Origin of the sequence: Brevundimonas vesicularis NBRC 12165, from assembly GCF_001592205.1 — a bacterium.
GTDB lineage: Bacteria > Pseudomonadota > Alphaproteobacteria > Caulobacterales > Caulobacteraceae > Brevundimonas > Brevundimonas vesicularis.
The window spans coordinates 130934-150514 of sequence record NZ_BCWM01000005.1; the positions used below are offsets into that span (position 1 = coordinate 130934).

18 protein-coding genes are annotated in these 19581 nt (G+C 68.0%); 9 read left to right on the plus strand and 9 right to left on the minus strand.

Features of this window, described 5'->3' with window-relative positions; translation table 11 throughout:
• Window positions 1-49 precede the first annotated feature (49 nt).
• Window positions 50-1696 carry a chaperonin GroEL gene (gene groL / locus BVE01S_RS05610; RefSeq protein ID WP_066625293.1) on the plus strand — a complete coding sequence of 549 codons (1647 nt, stop codon included), beginning with the start codon at window positions 50-52 and terminating at the stop codon, window positions 1694-1696.
• A gap of 216 nt (window positions 1697-1912) precedes the next feature.
• Here groL and BVE01S_RS05615 read toward each other — a convergent pair whose 3' ends face one another.
• Window positions 1913-2641 (minus strand): glycosyltransferase family 2 protein, encoded by a 729-nt coding sequence (locus tag BVE01S_RS05615; RefSeq protein ID WP_066625294.1) that lies wholly within the window; start codon window positions 2639-2641, stop codon window positions 1913-1915.
• A 76-nt stretch (window positions 2642-2717) separates the two neighbouring features.
• On the opposite strand from BVE01S_RS05615, the gene BVE01S_RS05620 reads away from it, so the two are divergent.
• From BVE01S_RS05620 to BVE01S_RS05630, 3 genes are all read left to right on the plus strand, one after another.
• Window positions 2718-4406: an ArnT family glycosyltransferase gene (locus BVE01S_RS05620; protein ID WP_066625297.1), complete on the plus strand. Its 1689-nt coding sequence runs from the start codon at window positions 2718-2720 to the stop codon at window positions 4404-4406.
• Complete coding sequence (locus BVE01S_RS05625) at window positions 4406-5320, plus strand: hydroxymethylglutaryl-CoA lyase (protein ID WP_066625298.1); 915 nt, start codon at window positions 4406-4408, stop codon at window positions 5318-5320. Before BVE01S_RS05620 ends, BVE01S_RS05625 begins: the two co-directional genes overlap by 1 nt.
• An 83-nt stretch (window positions 5321-5403) precedes the next feature.
• The gene (locus BVE01S_RS05630) at window positions 5404-5829 is read left to right on the plus strand and encodes a hypothetical protein (protein WP_066553946.1); all 426 of its coding nucleotides are present in this window, start codon (window positions 5404-5406) and stop codon (window positions 5827-5829) included.
• A gap of 225 nt (window positions 5830-6054) precedes the next feature.
• On the opposite strand, the gene BVE01S_RS05635 is transcribed toward BVE01S_RS05630, so the two are convergent.
• The 3 genes from BVE01S_RS05635 to trhA form a co-directional block, all read right to left on the minus strand.
• Entirely contained in the window at window positions 6055-6408 is a 354-nt protein-coding gene (locus tag BVE01S_RS05635) for a hypothetical protein (protein ID WP_066625300.1), read from the minus strand.
• The gene (gene phaR / locus BVE01S_RS05640; protein ID WP_066625303.1) at window positions 6405-7034 is read right to left on the minus strand and encodes a polyhydroxyalkanoate synthesis repressor PhaR; all 630 of its coding nucleotides are present in this window, start codon (window positions 7032-7034) and stop codon (window positions 6405-6407) included. Before phaR ends, BVE01S_RS05635 begins: the two co-directional genes overlap by 4 nt.
• A gap of 91 nt (window positions 7035-7125) precedes the next feature.
• Complete coding sequence (gene trhA, locus BVE01S_RS05645) at window positions 7126-7839, minus strand: PAQR family membrane homeostasis protein TrhA (RefSeq protein WP_066625308.1); 714 nt, start codon at window positions 7837-7839, stop codon at window positions 7126-7128.
• A 160-nt stretch (window positions 7840-7999) separates the two neighbouring features.
• Here trhA and BVE01S_RS05650 point away from each other — a divergent pair, with 160 nt between their 5' ends.
• On the plus strand, window positions 8000-9175 hold the full coding sequence (locus BVE01S_RS05650) for an acetyl-CoA C-acetyltransferase (protein WP_066625313.1): 1176 nt from the start codon (window positions 8000-8002) through the stop codon (window positions 9173-9175).
• Window positions 9176-9220: 45 nt separating this feature from the next.
• On the opposite strand, the gene BVE01S_RS05655 is transcribed toward BVE01S_RS05650, so the two are convergent.
• Window positions 9221-10828 (minus strand): M20/M25/M40 family metallo-hydrolase, encoded by a 1608-nt coding sequence (locus BVE01S_RS05655; RefSeq protein ID WP_066625314.1) that lies wholly within the window; start codon window positions 10826-10828, stop codon window positions 9221-9223.
• A gap of 120 nt (window positions 10829-10948) precedes the next feature.
• Window positions 10949-11914, minus strand: coding sequence for a zinc metalloprotease HtpX (gene htpX / locus BVE01S_RS05660; RefSeq protein ID WP_066625316.1), 966 nt, complete (start codon window positions 11912-11914; stop codon window positions 10949-10951).
• Window positions 11915-12000: 86 nt separating this feature from the next.
• Here htpX and BVE01S_RS05665 point away from each other — a divergent pair, with 86 nt between their 5' ends.
• Both BVE01S_RS05665 and BVE01S_RS05670 read left to right on the plus strand, forming a co-directional pair.
• On the plus strand, window positions 12001-12258 hold the full coding sequence (locus BVE01S_RS05665; RefSeq protein WP_066625320.1) for a DUF1674 domain-containing protein: 258 nt from the start codon (window positions 12001-12003) through the stop codon (window positions 12256-12258).
• A gap of 98 nt (window positions 12259-12356) precedes the next feature.
• Entirely contained in the window at window positions 12357-13514 is a 1158-nt protein-coding gene (locus BVE01S_RS05670) for a ribosomal eL19 family protein (RefSeq protein WP_066625324.1), read from the plus strand.
• Window positions 13515-13562: 48 nt separating this feature from the next.
• Here the strand turns inward: BVE01S_RS05670 and pyrF are convergent, their stop codons facing one another.
• Window positions 13563-14291, minus strand: coding sequence for an orotidine-5'-phosphate decarboxylase (gene pyrF, locus BVE01S_RS05675; RefSeq protein WP_066625327.1), 729 nt, complete (start codon window positions 14289-14291; stop codon window positions 13563-13565).
• A gap of 83 nt (window positions 14292-14374) precedes the next feature.
• Here pyrF and BVE01S_RS05680 point away from each other — a divergent pair, with 83 nt between their 5' ends.
• The gene (locus BVE01S_RS05680; protein ID WP_017505485.1) at window positions 14375-15070 is read left to right on the plus strand and encodes a MarC family protein; all 696 of its coding nucleotides are present in this window, start codon (window positions 14375-14377) and stop codon (window positions 15068-15070) included.
• A gap of 4 nt (window positions 15071-15074) precedes the next feature.
• Here the strand turns inward: BVE01S_RS05680 and BVE01S_RS05685 are convergent, their stop codons facing one another.
• On the minus strand, window positions 15075-15473 hold the full coding sequence (locus BVE01S_RS05685) for a metallopeptidase family protein (protein WP_066625429.1): 399 nt from the start codon (window positions 15471-15473) through the stop codon (window positions 15075-15077).
• Between the two features lie 130 nt (window positions 15474-15603).
• Here BVE01S_RS05685 and BVE01S_RS05690 point away from each other — a divergent pair, with 130 nt between their 5' ends.
• A complete protein-coding gene (locus BVE01S_RS05690; protein WP_066625329.1) occupies window positions 15604-17925 on the plus strand; it encodes a sensor histidine kinase in 2322 nt (773 codons plus the stop codon).
• Here the strand turns inward: BVE01S_RS05690 and BVE01S_RS05695 are convergent.
• On the minus strand, window positions 17922-19568 hold the full coding sequence (locus tag BVE01S_RS05695; RefSeq protein WP_066625332.1) for a M28 family metallopeptidase: 1647 nt from the start codon (window positions 19566-19568) through the stop codon (window positions 17922-17924). The two genes, BVE01S_RS05690 and BVE01S_RS05695, sit on opposite strands and share 4 nt — an antisense overlap.
• Window positions 19569-19581 lie beyond the last annotated feature (13 nt).

Here is a 19581-nt window from a genome sequence, read left to right on the forward strand (position 1 = left end):
CCGACGTCCGACGTTCTTCAATCAATCCATATAGATAGGAGCTGCCCGCATGGCCGCTAAAATCGTACACTTCAACACCGACGCGCGCGACAAGATGCTGCGCGGCGTCAACGTGCTCGCCAACGCCGTCAAGGTGACGCTGGGTCCCAAGGGCCGCAACGTCGTGATCCAGAAGTCCTTCGGCGCTCCGCGCTCGACCAAGGACGGCGTGTCGGTCGCCAAAGAGATCGAGCTGGAAGACGCCTTCGAGAACATGGGCGCCCAGATGATCCGCGAAGTCGCTTCGAAAACGAACGACAAGGCGGGCGACGGCACCACCACCGCAACCGTTCTGGCTCAAGCCATCGTGCAAGAGGGCCTGAAGGCCGTCGCCGCCGGCATGAACCCGATGGATCTGAAGCGCGGCATCGACAAGGCCGTCGGCCTGGTGCTGGAAGAGATCAAGTCGAAGTCCAAGCCCGTTTCGAACAACTCGGAAATCGCCCAGGTCGGCACCATCTCGGCCAACGGCGACTCGGAAATCGGTGAGCTGATCGCTCAGGCGATGGCCAAGGTCGGCAATGAAGGCGTCATCACCGTCGAGGAAGCCAAGACCGCCGACACCACCGTCGACGTCGTCGAAGGCATGCAGTTCGACCGCGGCTACCTGTCGCCTTACTTCATCACCAACGCCGACAAGATGGAGGCCCAACTCGAAGAGCCGCTCATCCTGTTGTTCGAGAAGAAGCTGACCTCGCTGCAAGCCATGCTGCCGATCCTGGAAGCCGTGGTGCAGTCGGGCCGTCCGCTGCTGATCATCGCCGAGGACATCGAAGGCGAAGCCCTGGCGACCCTGGTCGTCAACAAGCTGCGTGGCGGCCTGCGCGTCGCCGCCGTCAAGGCTCCGGGCTTCGGCGATCGCCGCAAGGCCATGCTGGAAGACATCGCCATCCTGACGGGCGGCCAGGTCATCTCCGAAGACCTGGGCATCAAGCTTGAGAGCGTCACCATCGACATGCTCGGCAAGGCCAAGAAGGTCACCATCACCAAGGACGACACCACCATCGTCGAAGGCGTCGGCGGCAAGGACGAGATCGAAGCCCGCGTGGCCCAGATCAAGCGCCAGATCGAAGACACCACCTCCGACTACGACAAGGAAAAGCTGCAGGAACGTCTGGCCAAGCTGGCCGGCGGCGTCGCGGTTCTCCGCGTCGGCGGTTCGACCGAAGTCGAAGTGAAGGAAAAGAAGGACCGCGTCGACGACGCCCTGAACGCCACGCGCGCCGCGGCTGACGAAGGCATCGTTCCGGGCGGCGGCATCGCCCTGCTGAAGGCCTCCAAGATCCTGGCCGACGTCAAGGGCGACAACGCCGACCAGAACGCCGGCATCGCGATCATCCGTCGCGCCCTGCAGGCTCCGATCCGTCAGATCGCCGAAAACTCGGGCGTCGAAGGCTCGATCGTGGTCGGCAAGGTGCTGGAAAACGGCGACGCTTCGTTCGGCTTCAACGCCCAGACCGAAGAGTACGGCGACCTGGTGCAGATGGGCGTCATCGACCCGGCCAAGGTTGTCCGCACGGCCCTGCAAGACGCCGCTTCGGTGGCCGGCATCCTGATCACCACGGAAGCCGCCGTCGCCGACGCCCCCAAGAAGTCGGGCGGCGCCTCGGCCCCCGACATGGGCGGCATGGGCGGCATGGGCGGCATGGACTTCTAAGTCCAAGCTGACCGACGCTGAAATGCAGAGGGGCGGGGCCGCAAGGTCCCGCCCTTTTTGTTTGCCTATCCTCTCTGCGAAGCGGGGAGGGGGATCGCGTAGCGGTGGAGGGGCTCTTGAAGTCCACTGACGTCTGCGATACGTCGCAGAACCCCTCCGTCACGACGCCAAGAGGCGTCGCGCCACCTCCCCACGAGGTGGGGAGGAGACAGCGTTCTAGAACTCGGAAATCGCGCCCGGCTTGCGGGACCGGGTCTTCAGCCACATCACGCCCAGGAGGTCCGAGACGGACGCCCGCAGTCGGCCCCAATTGGTGTATTTCGACCGACCGACCTCGCGGTGGCGGTGGTCCACGTCGAGATACTGGTTCTTGAACCCCTCGCGGATCATCAGCGCCGGCAGGTAGCGGTGGATGTGATCGAAGTAGGGGAGGCGCAGGAAGACGTCGCGGCGGAAGGCCTTCAGCCCGCAGCCGGTGTCGTCGGCGTCGTCACCCAGCAGTTTGCGGCGGATGCGGTTGGCCCAGATCGAGGCCTGGCGTTTGGCCTCGGTGTCCTGGCGTTTGGCGCGACGGCCGCCGACCAGGCCCACGTCGCCGGGGGCGGACAGAAGCGCATCAACCAGGCGCGGCGCATCGGCGGGCGGGTTCTGGCCATCGCCGTCCATCGTCACCACGACCGGCGCGCGCGCGGCCAGGACGCCGGTTCGAACCGCCCGGCTCTGGCCCGCATTGGTCCCGTGGGCCAGCACGCGGAGCGCCGGCAGTTCGGCCATGGCCGCCTTCAACTCGGCCAAGGTCGCGTCCCTGGACGCATCGTCCACGAAGATCATCTCGTACGAACGGCCGGCGAAGGCGGCGGCGATCTCGCGCGCCAGGGGCACGGCGGCGCCCGCCTCGTCATGGACGGGAACGACGACGGAGATTTCGGGCGTTTCGGCGGTCATCGGCGCTCCATAGAGGATAACGAGCGCTTAGGGGAGACGGCTGACGCAGGCGTGGTCGCCGTGTAAGGAGTCTGGAATGAAGACTTTCGATCTGGATAGCCGCATCGCCGGCTGGCGCGGGCCGGTTCTCGCGGCCCTGCTGACGCTGATCGCCGGCCTGCCGGGCCTGCTGCTGCTGCCGCCGCTGGATCGCGACGAGAGCCGGTTCGCCCAGGCCACGTCCCAGATGCTGGAAAGCGGCGACTATGTCGACATCCGCTATCAGGACGAGCCGCGCTGGAAGAAGCCGGTCGGCATCTACTGGATGCAGGCGATCGCCGTGGGCCTGACCTCGGATGTCGAGGACCGCAAAATCGCGCCCTATCGCATCCCTTCCTTGCTGGGCGCCATGCTGGCGGCCTGGGCCGTGGCCTGGGCCGGCTCGGCCATGCTGGGCGGGCGAGTCGGCTTCTTCGGCGGGGCCATCATGGGGGCGACCTTCCTGCTGTCGACCGAGGCGGGGATCGCCAAGACCGACGCCATGTTGTGCGGGGCGACGACCCTGGCCATGGCGGCGCTGGCGCGCATCTATATGGCGACGAAGGCGGGCGAACGACCGATCCGGCCGCACAAGCTGTTGTTCTGGATCGGGATCGGTCTGTCGATCCTGATCAAGGGACCGATCGGGTTCCTGGTCGTGGCCCTGGCGATTATCGCCCTGTCGATCTGGGATCGGAACGTCAAATGGCTGTATCGCCTGGGCTGGGGTTGGGGTCTGCCGCTGGTCGCCCTGATGGTCGGACCGTGGGCCATCGCCATAACCATCGCCACCGACGGCGGTTTCTGGCGCGAGGCCATCGGCGGGGACCTGGCGCCCAAGATCGCCGGGGCGCATGAGAGCCATTCGGGCTTCCCCGGCATGTATCTGCTGCTGGCGCCCCTGCTGTTCTTCCCTTCGACCCTGCTGTTGCCCGCCGCCGTCTCGACGGGCTGGAGCCGACGCGCCGAGCCGGCGATCCGGTTCCTGGTCTGCTGGCTGGTCCCAGGCTGGCTGATGTTCGAACTGGCGCCGACCAAGCTGTGGCACTACACCCTGCCGACCTTCGGAGCGCTGGCCCTGTTGGCGGCCGCGGCCCTGGCCCAGCCCATCGGCAAGGTTTCGCGCATCACCGGCGCGGTGCTGGGCGCGTTCGCGGCCCTGCTGATCATCAGCATCACCGTTTATGGACTGACCGTCTACGGCACCTCGACGGCCCAGACCTGGGCGGCGCTGACGGTGGTCATGGCGCTGGCGGCGGGGGCGATGGGCGGCTTCCTTCTGCTGAACCGCGCGCCGGTCGCAGCGCTGGTCGCCTCGCTGGCGTTCGGGATCGTGGCGCACGCGGCCCTGTCGGGCACGATCCGCCAATTGCGGCCCCTGGCCATCGCGCCACAGCTTGAAAAGGCGCTGGAGGCGGCCGACCTGCATCCGCGTCAGGGCCGCACGCCGGGGCCGGTGGCGATCACCGGCTTCCATGAACCCAGCTTCGTCTTCCTGACCGGGCGCGACACCGACCTGACCGACGCCCAAGGCGCGGCTGAGGCCCTGGCCGAGGGGCGGCCCGCCATCGTCGAGGGACGTGACGCCGACACCTTCCGTGCAGCTGCGGCGCGTCTGGGCGTCTCCGGTCGCGCGGTCGGGACGGTCAACGGCTACAACTATTCGGCGGGCGATCCGGTCAGCCTGACCGTCTATGCGCCGCCGCCCCGAAACGGGAATGGCGCCGCCGCTGCGGGAGCCGAGTGATGGGCCGCTTCATCCAGATCGTCGAGGTCGGGCCGCGCGATGGCCTGCAGAACGAAAAGGCGGTGCTTGAGCCCGCCGTCCGCGCCGATCTGGTGCGGCGGCTCGAGCAGGCGGGGGCGAAGCGGATCGAGGCCGTCTCCTTCGTCCACCCCAAATATGTGCCGCAGATGGCCGGCGCCGAGGAGGTCATGGCCGCCCTGCCGCACGAAGCGGGGCGCAGCCGCATCGGCCTGGTGTTGAACGGCAAGGGCTATGACCGGGCGTTGGTGACCGGGGTGGACGAGGTCAACGTCTCAGTCGCGGCCACCGACGGCTTCGGCCTGAAGAACCAGGGCCTGGCGGTGAAGGATCAACTGGCCATGCTGGGCGAGATCGTCGCCCGCCGCCACAACGCCGAGGCCAGCGAGGGCGCGCCGTCGCTGTCGGCCATGATCTCCTGCGTCTGGGGCTGTCCGTTCGACGGCGAGGTGTCGGTCGATCAGGTCGCAGACATGGTCGGCGCCATCGCCGATATGGGCGTCGGCGAGATCGGTCTGGCCGACACCATCGGCGCGGCCGATCCCTGGGCGGTGACGAAAAAGGTCGAGGCGGCCAGGGCGGCCGCACCGGACGCGAGCCTGCGCCTGCACTTCCACGACACCCGCAACACCGGCCTGGCCAACGCCTATGCGGGCGTCGAGGCCGGGATTGACGTGCTGGACGCCTCGGTCGGGGGGATCGGCGGCTGTCCGTTCGCGCCGGGCGCCACGGGAAACATCGCCACCGAAGACCTTGTCTATATGCTGGCGCGGGGCGGGTTCGAGACCGGCTATGACCTGGACGCCCTGATCGCGACGGCGCGCTGGATCGGCGAGGCCATCGGCCGGCCGGCGCCGTCTGCGCTCAGCCGGGCAGGTGGATTTCCGAGGGCTTGAACCTTTGTGGCGGCGTTTCGAAAACGGCGCTAAATCAGGGTGAACAGGCGTAGCCGTTGGACCGGCTGCGAAGAGGACCGTCCATGCTGCTCGCCATTCCGCTGCTGCTGATCCCGGTGGTGCTCTACAATATCGTGGTGCTGTTCGGCGCGCCGAGCGGGGCGGGCATGGTGCAGGCGGACGTGCTGCTGCGCGATCCGCTGTTTTCCGTCACCATGACCTCGGGCGCGCAATGGACGATCGGATCCGGCGACCTGATCCTGTTTCTCGGCCTGATTCTGCTGTTCTTCGAGCTGGTGAAGTCCACATCCAGCCAGCGGATCGCCATCATCAATCACGCCCTGTCGATGATCCTGTTCATAGGCGTGCTGGTGGAGTTCCTGCTGCTGCCGGGCTTTGCGACCTCGACCTTCTTCTTGATCGTGATCATGATCCTGCTGGACGTGCTGGCCGGGTTCATCGTGACCATCATCGCGTCGCGCAAGGATTTCGATTTCGGCGGGGCATGAGCCGAACGGCCTCAAGTCGCGCAAAGCGCGGTAGGCCCTAAGAAACATGCGCTCAAGCAGCGCGAAGCGCGGTAGCGCTTACGAAAATGCCGTGAAGATCAGCGCGACGACGGCGACGTCGAAGGCTTTGGCGGCGAGGGCGAAGACGGCGGGCATGGGCGGGTCCGGCTGAGAGCGTTCTGCCTCGCTCCCCAGCAAACCCCGTGCCGCCCGAGCGGCGTCAGCTCAGATGTCGGTCTTGGCGGTCTTGCCTGTTTTCGGACGACGCTCGGCCGCGCCCGAATATTCGGCTCCAAGGTAGGCGGAGCGGGCAGCATCCAGAACCGGCGGGCCTCCGCGCAGGCCGCGTTTCTGCCCGCTCTGGCCCATCTGTTGAGCGACGAAGGCGGCGGCGCCGGGCTCGGGCGTCGGCAGGACGGCAGCTCTTGCCGGGGTTGGTTGCGGCTCGACGATCTCAGGCGCATTGACGGGGACTAGGGCGCGCGAGGCGGATCGGGCGCGCCGCTCGCGCTCGCGGCGTTCGCCTTCGCGGCGATCCACCCTGTCCGGTCCGCCGACGGCCTGGATCCGGTCGGTCATTTGCTCTTGCCGCCCGCCAGTTTCTCGATCTGACGGCGCATCTCGTCCATCTGGCGACGCATTTCGTCCAGGGCGTCCGGCGCCTCGGGCGGCGGGGCCGGCTCGGCCTTGTCATCCGAGGCGGCAGGCGTCGGCTCGGCGCGGGGATAGGTGAAGGCCGGGAACATCTGCATGGCGCGCTCGAACATCGCCATATTGGCGCGCGCGGCGTCCTCCATCAGGGCCGCGCCCGCGCCAGTGCCGAAGGCGCGGCCCATCTGACTGGCGAACTGCTCCTGCTGACGACCGAAGTTGGCCAAGGACATCTCCAGATAGGAGGGCAACACGCCCTGCATCTGACCGCCGTAGAAGCCGATCAGCTGGCGCAGGAACTGAACCGGCAGCAAGGCCTCGCCCCGGCTCTCTTCCTCGAAGATGATCTGGGTCAGGATCTGGCGGGTCAGGTCGTCGTTGGTCTTGGCGTCATAGACGACGAACTCCGTCCCCTCGCGCACCATGGTCGCCAGATCTTCCAGCGTCACATAGGCGCTGGTCCGCGTGTTGTAGAGCCTGCGGTTCGCATACTTCTTGATGACGACCTGAGCGCTGTCGCCGGTCTTTCCACTCTTGGTCTTTTCGTCAGCCACGCTTGTTCTCGCGATGTTGCAACGCGTCACTATCCTCCGTTGCGACGCGATGCGCCAGAGGGGGAGAAAACCGCGGGGAACGGACGGTTGATCAGTGGCTCATGGCCGGGGCCAGCACGACGCCGACCAAGACGGCTGTCCAATGCACGGTCGCTCCGGTGACGACGAACCCGTGCCAGATGGCGCGGCGGAACTTCACGCGTGGGCTGATGAAGACGAAGACGCCGGCGGTGTAGATCAGGCCGCCGATGACCAGCAGGGCCAGGGCGACGGGATGGACGGTCTCGACCATCGGCTTCAGGGCCGCGACCGCCAGCCAGCCGAAGACGACATAGACGCCGCTCCAGAACTTGTCCGAGATGCGTGGCGCGAACAGCTTCACCCCGGCGCCGAGGAAGGCCAGGGTCCAGATCAGGGTGGTGAAACCGATGGCCCACAGACCCTCGAACCGCTGGGTGGTGAAGGGGGTATAGCTGCCAGCGATCATCAGGAAGATCGCCGCCTCGTCCAGCCGCCGCAGCACGGGCCGCGCGGCGCAGGGGTTTGTCCAGTTATAGACGGTCGAGGCCGTCAGCATGCCGACGAGGCACAGGGCGTAGATTGCGGTAGCCATCACGCCGCCGATCCCCGCATAGACCCCGGCCAGACCCGCCAGAATGATGCCGCCGACCGCCGCCAGCATCAGGCCGACGACGTGGACCCACAGATCCGCCAGCTTTTCCGCGCGCGTCGGATAGTGCTCGATCATGTCCAGCTCGTCCGGCGTGCAGACGTGGGTGACAAGACGTTTCAGCGTGCGCAGCATGGACCTTCCAATCCGTCGATCGCCTCTATCGTTCCCCGACAATGCGCCGACAGGGTGACGATTGGCTGAATCGCGCCCTGTCCATGTCGTCGCAGGTGACGAACGCGCTGCAATGCGGCAAAACGGTCACGCCGAGTTATTCTCCAAAGAGTGAAATCCCATGACCGACGTCGTCATCGTTTCCGCCGCGCGCACCCCGGTCGGCTCCTTCCTGGGCGCCCTGTCGTCGCTTCCGGCGTCCAAGCTGGGCGAGATCGCCATCAAGGCGGCGCTGGAACGGGCCGGCGTCTCCGGCGACGAGGTCGATGAGGTGATCCTGGGTCATGTGTTGCAGGCAGCCGCGGGTCAGGGCCCTGCGCGTCAGGCCGCCGTGGGCGCAGGCGTTCGAAAGGAAGCCGCCGCCTGGAGCCTGAACCAGATCTGCGGCTCGGGCCTTCGCGCCGTCGCCATCGCCGCCCAGCAGATCGCTCTGGGCGACGCCAGGATCGTGGTCGCCGGCGGACAGGAGAGCATGAGCCAGGCGCCGCACGCCCAGCAGCTTCGCAACGGACACAAGATGGGCGACGTCGCCCTGGTCGACACCATGGTCAAGGACGGCCTGTGGGACGCCTTCAACGGCTATCACATGGGGCAGACGGCCGAGAACATCGCCGAAAAATGGTCCATCAGCCGCGAGGCGCAGGACGAATTCGGGCTGGCCAGCCAGCACAAGGCCGAGGCTGCCCAGAACGCCGGCAAGTTCGATGACGAGATCACGCCGGTCGTCATCCCCGGGCGCAAGGGCGATGTGACGGTCGACAAGGACGAATACATCCGCCACGGCGCGACGCTGGAGCTGATGCAGAAGCTCAAACCGGCCTTCACCAAGGACGGCAGCGTCACCGCCGCCAATGCCTCCGGGCTGAACGACGGGGCCGCCGCCCTGGTGCTGATGAGCGCCGACGAGGCCAAGGCGCGCGGGCTGGAGCCGCTGGCCCGCATCGCCTCCTACGCCACCGCCGGCGTCGATCCGTCGATCATGGGGACCGGCCCGATCCCGGCGTCCAAGAAGGCGCTGGAGATGGCGGGCTGGAGCGTCGCGGATCTGGATCTGGTCGAGTCCAACGAGGCCTTCGCCGCCCAGAGCCTGTGCGTGGTCAAGGAACTGGGTCTCGACCCGGCCAAGGTCAACGTCAACGGCGGCGCCATCGCCATCGGCCACCCCATCGGCGCCTCGGGCGCGCGCATCCTGACGACGCTTCTGTTCGAGATGAAGCGGTCGGGCGCGAAGAAGGGTCTGGCGACCCTGTGCATCGGCGGCGGCATGGGCGTGGCCATGTGCGTCGAGCGCTCGTGATCCCCTAAGAAGAAAAGGGGCGAGGTCTCCCTCGCCCCGCAAATCTTAATCCGCCGCGGGATATTCGAACGGATCGCTCGGCGTCGGCTGGGTCGGCAGCGGCATGCGGGGCAGGGGTTCGTCGCGGTTGGCGGCGTTCAGCAGGAAACTGGCCAGGATGACGGCCGCCTGACGCAGGTCCTCGGCCTTCAGGTGGTCATAGCTGTCGATGCTGGTGTGGTGCAGGCGGCTGGAATAGTCGAGCGGGTCCTGGATGAACTGATATCCCGGCACGCCGACGGTCTGCATATAGACGTGGTCGGTGCCGCCCGAATTGCGCAGCGAGACCGTCGTCGCGCCCATGCTGGCGAACGGCGCCAGCCATTCCTGGAAGATCGGGGCAGCGGCGACATTGCCCTCGGCGTTGATGCCGCGGATCTTGCCCGAGCCGTTGTCCAGATTGAAATAGGCGACCAGATCGCGATAGCCGGCGCGCGGCTCGATCGGCCAGCGGCTGCGCCACGTGCGGTTGTCCGGCAGGCCCGCCAGCGCCGGATCGTTCGACGCAGCCCGCGTCGCCAGATGACGGTCGACGTAGGCGAGAGAGCCCAGGATGCCTTGCTCCTCGCCGTTCCACAGGGCGAAACGGATGGTGCGCTTGGGCTTGACGTTCAGGGCCTTCAGGATGCGGGCGGCCTCTATGACCACCGCGCTGCCGGCGGCGTTGTCGACCGCGCCGTCCGAGGCGACCCAGCTGTCCAGGTGAGCGCCGGCCATGACGTATTCGCCGCCGCGCGCCGTGCCGGGAATGTCGGCCAGGATGTTGTAGGCGTTGACGTCCTCGTCGTGGAAGCGGACCTCGCTCATCAGCTCTAGCGTCGGCGGCGCGTCGGTCAGGGCGAGGCGCGCCAGACGGCGATAGTCCTCGGCCGCCAGCTCCATCCCCGCCAGCTTGGGCGTGGCCCCGACCTGATAGGTGTAGCCCGTGCCGTGCAGCAGGCCGCCGTCACGCTGGGAAATCCGCACCCAGGCAAGGGCGCCTTGTTCAGCCAGGAAGGCGTCCATCTGATTGGCGAAGTTGACGGTCTTCAGCGAGCGTTCGATGGCGGCCGGCGAATGTTGAGGCTGATTGTAGGTGTTGCGCTCGGCCAGTTCGGCGCTGGTCCAGCGGCGGAAGGCCGGCTCGGTCGGCTCCGACCCCATGCCCGGCTGGGACAGCATGACGATCTTGCCCGACAGCTTACCGCGCCACTTGTCGAAATCCTCGACCTTGGAGATCGGGGCGACGATCACGCCGCCGCTGATCACGCCATTGGTCGAGGGCGTCCAGGCCACCGGGATGGCGCGCAGATCCAGCGGGCGCGGCGCGGTCATGCGGGCGCTGGAGCGGACGATGGACCAGCCCCGGCCGAACTCGAACCCTTCGGCGCGCACGTCGGACAGGCCGTAGTCGCGGAACTGCTGTTGCGCCCAGCGTTCGGCCTCGCGCATCTGGGGCGAGTTGGTCATCCGCCCGCCGATCCGGTCGGTCAGATAGGCGGCGGTCTGCATCACCTGGCTGTGGTTCAGCCCCTGGTCGATAATGCCGTTGACGGCGACGCGGTCCACCGACTGGGCGGCGACCGGCGTGGCGAGAAGAGCGCCGGCGGAGACGAAGGCGAGCAGACGCGACATGGATTTCCCCAAGAAAGCCCGATGGCTGAACAGGGGCGCATCTGATGTGATCCGGTCGCGGAGTGCAAACCGCAAACGGCGTCTAGGCCGCGACGATCAGCCCCATGTTCGCCCGCATGTTCACCCCCACGGGCCGCGCGGCTCGCTCGGGGTGGTCGGGACGCCGGTGGTCGTGAAACCGGCGGCCGGTCGCGGCTGGGTCAGGTCCGGCGTTCGGGCGCGGGACTGCATGCCCATCTTCGCGCCCAGCTCCATCAAGGCCCGGACGCGGTTCCCCGTCGCCGGATGGGTCGAGAACAGATTGTCCGCGCCGCGGCCCGCCAGCGGATTGATGATGAACATCTGACCCGAGGCCGGATTGCGCTCGGCCGTCTGATTGGTGATCCGCCTGGCGTAGGCGTCGATCTTCTGCAGGGCCGAAGCCAGGGCCTGGGGATCGCCGGCGATCTCGGCGCCGACGCGGTCGGCCTCGTATTCGCGGCCACGGCTGATGGCCATCTGCACCAGACCGGCGGCCATCGGCGCCAGCAGCATCAGGGCGATCGTGCCGATAACGCCGCCCGGCCGCTCGCGGTCGTTGCCGCCAAAGAACAGGGCGAAGTTGGCGAGCGCCGCGATGGCGCCCGCGATGGTCGCCGTCACCGTCATGATCAGGGTGTCGCGGTTCTTCACATGGGCCAGCTCGTGCGCCATCACCCCGCGCACCTCCTCGCGCGTCAGCATGTCCAGCAGGCCGGTGGTGGCGCAGACGGCGGCGTTCTCGGGGTTTCGGCCCGTGGCGAAGGCGTTGGGCTGATCGTTGGGAATGATGGCGACCTGCGGCTGAGGCAGGCCGGCGTCGCGCGCCATCTGACGCACGTCGGCGACATAGTTGCGGACCACGGCGTTGGGATGCTGCTCGTCGACCGGCTGGGCCCGGTACATCTTCAGCACGATCTTGTCGGCGTTCCAGTAGCTGAACAGATTCATCCCGCCCGCGAACAGCAGGGCGATCGCCATGCCGGTCGCGCCGCCGATCAGATAGCCGACCCCTGCGAACAGGGCCGTCATCGCCGCCAACAGAATGAAGGTCTTCAGATGGTTCATCGCGGTTCCATTCCCGATCCGTCTGGCATCACGGGCTTGAACCTCTATTTGAGAGAAGGCGCATCAAGCCTCAAGGGAGCCGCCCTGTGACCGAACATCCCACCCTCGCGCCGAATGACGCCGACGAAACGCCGGTTGCGACGCCTGTCTTCAACGCCGACGTGCCCCACGCTACGCCTGAACGGCCGCTCAGCGAGGCCGCACGGCGCGCGCTTCAGGAAGCGGCGGATCGTCGCGCGGCGGAAACGACCGTTCAGGCGGACACGGAATACGGCGGTCCGACCGGTCCCGAACCGACCCGCTTCGGCGACTGGGAGAAGAAGGGTCTGGCGGTCGATTTCTGACCCGCCGAGCCTGCTGCGACGGGCGCAAAGGTTAACCACGCCTTAAGAAACAGGCGCCGGACTTGCCAGTGTCAGGACAACTCAGAGGAGTCTGTCCCGTGACGATACAGTCGATACTTACCGCCGCGTCGGCGGCTCTGCTGCTCTCCGCAGCGCCCGCTTTGGCCGGTGGTCCCGGTCACGGGGGTTATGGCGGCGGCCATCCCGGCGGCGGCTGCGGCGGGGGATGCGGCGGCGGCGGTCACTACGGCGGCGGCAACTACAACGCCAACCACAACGTCAATGTGAACGTGAACGGCGGCGCCTACGCCAATGCCAACGCCAACGCCTATGCGAGCGCCTCCAGCTATTCGGCGAGCAGCGCCCGGTCCTATTCGAGTTCGTCCAGCTTCCAGCGCGGCTATGTCGGCGGCGGCACGACCTATGTCGGAAGCGGCGGCTATTCGGACGGCTATTACGGCGGCGGCTATGTCGGCGGCGTCAGCGCGACCTCGGTTCTGGTCGGTCGCCCGCCGGTCAGCGCTCCAGTCGGCTATCCGGTCTATGGGTTCGGCCGTGACTACATCGGCTGGCGTCCGTATCCGGGACGTCCGGTCGACTGCAACTGCCGTCCGCCCGTTCGCCCGCCGGTTCGCTACGAACACCGTTATGAGCAGCGCTACGAGCAGAGCTACGTCGATCAGCCGCCGGTCTATGTCCAGGCGCCGCCCGTCCAGATCGCGCCGCAGCGCATCTATGTCGCGCCTTCGCAGGTCAGCATGGCCCCGCCCCAGATCGAGATGGGACCGCCCACCTATATCGAACAGCCGCCCATCTATGTGCAGGCGCCGCCGGTGAACATCGGGCCTCAGCGTGTCCAAGTGGCTCCGTCGCAGGTCAACCTGGCCCCGGCCCAGGTCGATGTCGGCCCGCCCGTCTATGTCGATCAGGCCCCGGTCTATGTGCAGTCGGCGCCCGTCAACATCGGTCCGCAACACATCCAGGTCGCCCCGGCCCAGGTCAATGTCGCGCCCGCCCAGGTCGAAGTCGGCGGCCCGGTCTATGTCGATCAGTCGCCGGTCTATGTGCAGTCCGCGCCGGTCAATGTGGCCCCGGCCCAAGTCTATGTCGCGCCGCCGGAAGTGAACACCACCCCGCCGCCTCCTCCGCCGCCGCCGCCGTCTGGCTACTACGGCGACCTGCCGCCGCCCGAAGCGCCCGCGCCACACGCCCCGCCGCGTCACGGCTACGCCCAGGAGCCGGGCGAGCGCGGCTGATCGCCTCGCGCGAGAACAACCGAAGACGAACGGTCGCCCTGGTCTGTCTCAGATCAGGGCGATCTGCTGTGCGATCTGTTGCGCCCCCGCGCGTGGATCGCTCGACGCCGTGATCGGCCGACCGATGACCAGATGGGTCGCGCCGGCCTGAAGCGCCGCCTCGGGCGTCGCCGCCCGCGCCTGATCGTCCAGTGCGGCGCCGACGGGTCGCACGCCGGGCGTGACGATCAGGAAGTCGGGCCGGCCCGCCTCAACCGCCAGAGCCCGCGCACGCGCCGCCTCATGCGGGCTGGAGACGACGCCGTCGATCCCGGCCTCTAGCGCCTGACGCACACGCCGCTCGACCAGATCGGCCGGGGACAGGCTGTGGTCGTCGGCAGACAGGTCCTCGGCCGTCAGGCTGGTCAGGACCGTAACCCCCAGCACCTTCATCTTCGAGCCCGCCGCGCCGCGCGCCGCCGCCGCCATGACCTGGGGCCGCGCATGGACCGTCAGCAGGTCGCAGTCGGCGCCCGCCAGATTGGCCGTCGCCTTCTCCACGGTCGCGCCGATGTCGTGCAGCTTCCAGTCCAGAAAGATTTTTCGCCCCTGCGCCTTCAGTTCCCGCGCCAGCGCCATGCCGTCGACCGCGAACAGTTGCAGTCCAACCTTGTAGAAGCCGATCGCATCGCCGATCCGCTCGGCCAAAGCGGCCGCCTCGGCTGTGGTCGGCACGTCCAGGGCGCAGATGATCCGCTCGTCGGGCGCACGATCGGAGGAGGTTTGGGGATCGGTCATCGACGGACTCGCGCTGAGCGGCTATGCCGGACACGAGGGCGCGTCGGCAGGGCGGCGTGATGGATTGAGGGCGAGGGCAGGCGATGAACGCAGTCGATTTGGGTGTCAACCTGTTCGTGACCCTGTTCGCCCTGCTGGACCCGATCGGCAATCTGCCGATCTTCGCCGCCGCGACGGCCGGGGCGACGCTACGTCAGCGGATTTCGGTCTCGGCCCTGATCTGCGCCTTCGCCGCCGTCTTCCTGGCCTTCTTCCTGTTCACGGGCCTGGGCCTGTTGCAGTTCTTCGGTATTTCGCTGGCGGCGTTCCGCATCGCGGGCGGCATATTGCTGCTGTTCCTGGGGCTGGACATGGCCCGTGGCGACTTCCTGGCCATGTTCGCCGACAAGGATGCGCTGGCCGATTCCAAGGACGTGCGCGGCTATGCCCGCCGACGGTTCCAGCGTCTGGTCGTGCCCTTCGCCATTCCGCTGATGATCGGCCCCGGCGCCATTTCGGCGGTCATCATCCAGGCGGGCGAGGCGGCCAAGCTGGGCTATGCCGGCACCATGGGGTCGCTGGTTGCGATCGCGGCGGCCTGCGCCGTCTCCTTCGTCTGTTTCGCCCTGACCGGGTCGCTCAGCCGCCTGCTGGGCGAGGTCGGCATGGCGATCATCGTCAAGGTGCTGGGCCTGATCCTGTGCGCCCTGGCGATCCAGTTCATCCTGCTGGGCCTGGGCGAGGCCATCCCCGGCATGATCTCCGGCGCGGTGACGACGCCGTACCCGGCGACCAAATAAGACGTCAGTCCGCCTCGTCCTCGATGGCGTGGATGTCATCGTCGGTCAGGCCCAGGTGGTGGCCGATCTCGTGGATCAGGACGTGGGCGATCAGCTCGCCGATCCCCACGTCGCCGCGCTCGCACCATTCGTCCAGGATGGGGCGGCGATAGAGGAAGACCCGCGACGGCTCGGCCGCCGGGCCCAGGGTGTCGCGCCGGCCGATGTCCACGCCGTGATACAGGCCCGTCAGCTCGAACGGATCCTCGATCTCCATCTCCGCCAGCGTCGCTTCGTCGGCGAAGTCGTCGATGCGGATGACCACCTCGCCCGCCGCTTCTTTGAACGGTCCGGGCAGGGCGTCGAACGCCTGTTGCGCCAGGCGGGCGAAGTCGTCGAGGGAGGGGGCGGTCGGGTCGGTCATGCCCGCGATATCGCGGCCCCGACGCTCTTCCGCAACGGGGCGCGATGACGCGATCACGAGACTGCCGCTTTTTCGCGCGCTTGGAGTATGGTTAGCGAATCGGGGCTGAGACTCTTCTCCAGGGACACGAATGGCCGAGGCCGACATCGCCTATGTCGCCACAGCGGGCGCAGCCGGACTGGCCATGGCCGTCAGCGCCTGGGCCTTGCTGCTGCGTGGGCGGTTGCATGAGACCGCCGTCGCCGCCGAGCGCGAGCGGGTTGAGGCCCTGGCCGACCTCAGCCGCCATGACGCCATGTTGCGCGCCTTCGACGATGTCAGCCTGGCCCTGACGCCGGACGGGCAGGCCGCCGGTCTGCCGATCGGTTCGGCCGAACTGATCGCGCGGCTGTCGGGTGAGGACGCCGAGGCCGGCGCCGCCGTCCTGAACAAACTCCGGATCACCCACGGCGCGCTGATCGACGCCCTGGTTCACGAAGGTCAGGCGTTCGAAGGTCTGGTCGCGCTGGACGATGTGGAGCCCTGGCGGATCGAGGGCCGGGTTGCGGGCGGTTCCGCCTGGCTGCGGCTGTCGCCCGCCTCGCGCTTCACCCTGACCGGGGCGGATGCGACCGAAAGCGGCCTGGCCCTGTTGGGCGACGCCTCGCCGACCCCGACCTGGGTCGTGGACGGGACCGGCAAGCTGGCCTGGGCCAACCGCGCCTGGCTGAACGAGACCAATGCCGAGAGCATCGACGACGCCGTCGAAAAGGGCGTGTCCTTCGACCGCGGCGCCGACGCCCTGGTCGCCGAGGCTGCGCGGTTGGGCGTGCGCCAGGAGGGCTTTCGCTGGACGACCGGCGGGGGCGCGCGGCGCGCCTGGCGCATCATCGCCGAACCGGCGGGCGGCGGCGCCGTCACCGCCTTCGCCATCGAGGTGACCGAGGCGGAAGAGACGCGCGACACCCTGCGCCGCCACGTCGACGCCCATGACGAGACGCTGAACCACCTGGCCGACGCCGTCGCGATCTTCGGCCCGCAAAAGCGGCTGGCCTTCCATAACACCGCCTTCCAGACCCTGTTCGACATCGACGCGGCCTGGCTGGACGAACGTCCGACCCATGCCGAACTGCTGGACCGTCTGCGCCAGCGCCGCAGCCTGCCCGAGGTCGTCGACTACGCCGGCTGGAAGGCGCGTGAGCTGGAGTTCTATGGCGCGTCGGAGGCCTCGCCGGACGACAGCTGGTCCCTGCCGGACGGGCGCACTCTGCGCGTCGTGCGCCAGCCGCACCCGCTGGGCGGCATTCTGCTGATTTTCTCGGACATCACCGACGAGCTGAAGCTGCGCAGCCGCTTCAACGCCCAGATCCAGGTCCAGCGCGCCACGCTGGACAAGCTGAACGACGCGGTCGCGGTGTTCGGCTCCGACGGCCGACTGCGCCTGCACAATGAGGCCTTCGAGACCTTCTGGAATCTGTCGGCGGACAAGATCGCGACGGCCTCGGATTTCGACGCCCTGGCCGAACTGTGCAAGGCCGTGCTGCCCGATCCCGCCCTGTGGCTGGGGCTGAAGGCGCGCGTCGCCGATCCCGATCCCGAAAGCCGCGTCGCCATTTCCGGCGAGGGCCGGACCGTGGACGGTCGCGTCGCCGCCTGGCAGACCCGCCCCCTGCCGGACGGCGCGACCCTGGTCGCCTTCTCGGACGTGACGGCCCGGCGCGGGCTGGAACAGGCCCTGGTTCAGCGTGAACAGGCCCTGGCCGAAAGCCAGGCGTTGAAGCGCGAGTTCGTAGGCAGTGTCTCCTATGAGCTGCGCACGCCCCTGACGACCATCGTCGGCTATTCCGAACTGCTGGAGACGATGGGCGACCTGCCGGAGCGCAGCCGCCAGCACGCAGGCGCCATCCGCATCGCCGCCAGCCAACTGGCCCGCTCCATCGACGACGTGTTGGACATGGCCCAGATCGACGCCGGCGAGATGGAGCTGTCGCTGGGCGATCTGCGGGTCTGCGACCTGCTGAGCCAGGCCGCCGAAAAGGTCCGGGCGCGGGTCGAGGGACGCGGCGCCACCCTGACCGTGTCCTGTCCCGCCGATCTCAAACCCATCCGCGCCGACGAACACCGCATCGGCCAGGCGCTGGATCATCTGCTGGAGAATGCGGCGCGCGCCGTGTCCGAAGGCGGGGCGGTGGAGCTGAAGGCGGAGACCGGCCCGTCCGAAATCCGCCTGACGGTGTCCGACACCGGGCGCGGAATCCCCTATCACCTGCAGGCCCACGTCTTCGACCGCTTCGTGCGGCGCGAGCGCGGCGGCCCCGGCGTGGGTTTGGCCCTGGTCAAGGCCCTGGTCGAACTGCACGGCGGCTGGGCCGAGGTCGAAAGCGAGCCGGGCAAGGGCGCCGCCTTCATCCTGCATCTGCCGCTGGGCGCCGCGACCACCGCCGCCGCGCCCGAGCTTCAGCTGGAAATCTAGCGCCGCGACGCCTTCGAGGTGTCCCGCGCCGGGCCGAACTCGGCGCCCGCGTTCCATTCCGGCCATTGGTCCCCGTCCGCCAGTTCGCGACCGACGGCGTAGATCAGGGCCACATCGGCGGCGGCGGCGTTCATCGTCCAGGTCGAATCCCATTCGTCCGTAGGCTGATGATAACGGTTCTGGACGTAGTCACGGCTGGACGCGCTGGCGCCGGTGAAGCCCGCCGCCGGGAACAGGGCCGGCACGCCCTTCAGCGCCAGGGGGAAATGGTCCGAGCGATAGAAGGCCCCGGCCTGGGGCGCCGGATCGGCGATCAGGGTGCGGCCCGTCTCGGTCGCGTGGCGCGCCAGAATGTCGTCCAGCTGGTTCTTGCCCTTGCCGATGACGACGACGTTGGGGTCGATCTCGGTCCCCGGCAGCAGGCTGTCGACGTTGATGTTGGCGACCGTGGTCTCCAGCGGCCAGACCGGGTTGGCGGCATAATAGGTCGAGCCTAACAAGCCCGCCTCCTCGCCCGACCAGGCGGCGAAGACGACCGAGCGTTTGGGGCGCGGACCGTCGGCGAAGGCGTGGGCCAGCTCCAGCAGGGCCGCGACGCCGGTCGCATTGTCCACCGCCGCATTATAGATCTTGTCGCCCTGGGCGTTCGGGGTGCCGACGCCGTAGCCGTCCCAATGGGCGCCATACATGACGGTCTGGTCCGGGCGTTCGGAGCCGGGAATGCGGGCGATGACGTTCTTGGTCTCCACCTTGTCGGCGATCTGGCCGAAATCGACGCTCATCGTCAGGCCGGGCAGGACGACGGGCTTGAAATCGGCCCTGCGCGCGCTGTCCTTCAGGGCGGCGAAGTCGAGGCCGGCGGCGCTGAACAGCTCTTCCGCCTTGGCGCGCTGGATCCAGCCCTGGAACGCCGCGCGCTCGGCGTCGGGGTTGGCGCGCACGATGTCGAACTTGGGCGCGGCCGATGAGTTCTGTAGCGTGGACCAAGGATAGCCGGCTCCGGCCGTCTCATGCACCACCAGCACCCCCGCCGCGCCGCGACGACCCGCCTCCTGGTACTTGTAGGTCCAGCGGCCATAGAAGGTCATGGCGTTTCCGTCGAACTTGCCCGCGACCGGATCCCCGTCGGGCGCCTGGAAGTCGGGATCGTTGACCAGGACGACGATGACCTTGCCGCGCACGTCCATGTCCTTGAAATCGTCCCACTGGCGCTCGGGCGCCGTCGCGCCGTAGCCGACGAAGACCACAGGCGCGTCGGTCACTGTGATGTGGTTGGTCGGCCGGTCGCTGGACACCAGAACGTCGGGACCGCGCTCCAGGCTGATGGTCTTGCCGCCAACGGTCGCGGCGACCGTCGCCGGACCGTCTTGGCGCGTGCGCGACAGATGGGCGACCTGGACGAAGGCGCCGTCCGGCCCGCCGCCCTCGGCCCCCGCCGCCTTGAACTGTTCGACCAGCCAGGCGACGGTCTTTTCCTCGCCGGCCGAGGCGGGGGCGCGGCCTTCGAAATCGTCCGACGCCAGAACCCGAACCGACTCATTCATCCGCGCGGCGTCGATGTTCGGCGCCGTCTCCTGCGCCAGGGCCGGAGAGCAGGCCATCATCAGGGCCAGGATGGAAACAGCGGGGAGGGCGTGGCGCATCGGATACTCCTGA

Bases quoted from the DNA above. Each gene is read 5' to 3' on its own strand.
- BVE01S_RS05650 (WP_066625313.1), top strand. From the start codon at position 8,000: ATGACCGACGTCGTCATCGTTTCCGCCGCGCGCACCCCGGTCGGCTCC.
- groL (WP_066625293.1), top strand. From the start codon at position 50: ATGGCCGCTAAAATCGTACACTTCAACACCGACGCGCGCGACAAGATG.
- BVE01S_RS05655 (WP_066625314.1), bottom strand. From the start codon at position 10,828: ATGTCGCGTCTGCTCGCCTTCGTCTCCGCCGGCGCTCTTCTCGCCACG.
- trhA (WP_066625308.1), bottom strand. From the start codon at position 7,839: ATGCTGCGCACGCTGAAACGTCTTGTCACCCACGTCTGCACGCCGGAC.
- BVE01S_RS05690 (WP_066625329.1), top strand. From the start codon at position 15,604: ATGGCCGAGGCCGACATCGCCTATGTCGCCACAGCGGGCGCAGCCGGA.
- BVE01S_RS05680 (WP_017505485.1), top strand. From the start codon at position 14,375: ATGAACGCAGTCGATTTGGGTGTCAACCTGTTCGTGACCCTGTTCGCC.
- BVE01S_RS05620 (WP_066625297.1), top strand. From the start codon at position 2,718: ATGAAGACTTTCGATCTGGATAGCCGCATCGCCGGCTGGCGCGGGCCG.
- BVE01S_RS05635 (WP_066625300.1), bottom strand. From the start codon at position 6,408: ATGACCGACCGGATCCAGGCCGTCGGCGGACCGGACAGGGTGGATCGC.
- BVE01S_RS05625 (WP_066625298.1), top strand. From the start codon at position 4,406: ATGGGCCGCTTCATCCAGATCGTCGAGGTCGGGCCGCGCGATGGCCTG.
- BVE01S_RS05615 (WP_066625294.1), bottom strand. From the start codon at position 2,641: ATGACCGCCGAAACGCCCGAAATCTCCGTCGTCGTTCCCGTCCATGAC.
- pyrF (WP_066625327.1), bottom strand. From the start codon at position 14,291: ATGACCGATCCCCAAACCTCCTCCGATCGTGCGCCCGACGAGCGGATC.
- BVE01S_RS05630 (WP_066553946.1), top strand. From the start codon at position 5,404: ATGCTGCTCGCCATTCCGCTGCTGCTGATCCCGGTGGTGCTCTACAAT.
- BVE01S_RS05685 (WP_066625429.1), bottom strand. From the start codon at position 15,473: ATGACCGACCCGACCGCCCCCTCCCTCGACGACTTCGCCCGCCTGGCG.
- BVE01S_RS05695 (WP_066625332.1), bottom strand. From the start codon at position 19,568: ATGCGCCACGCCCTCCCCGCTGTTTCCATCCTGGCCCTGATGATGGCC.
- htpX (WP_066625316.1), bottom strand. From the start codon at position 11,914: ATGAACCATCTGAAGACCTTCATTCTGTTGGCGGCGATGACGGCCCTG.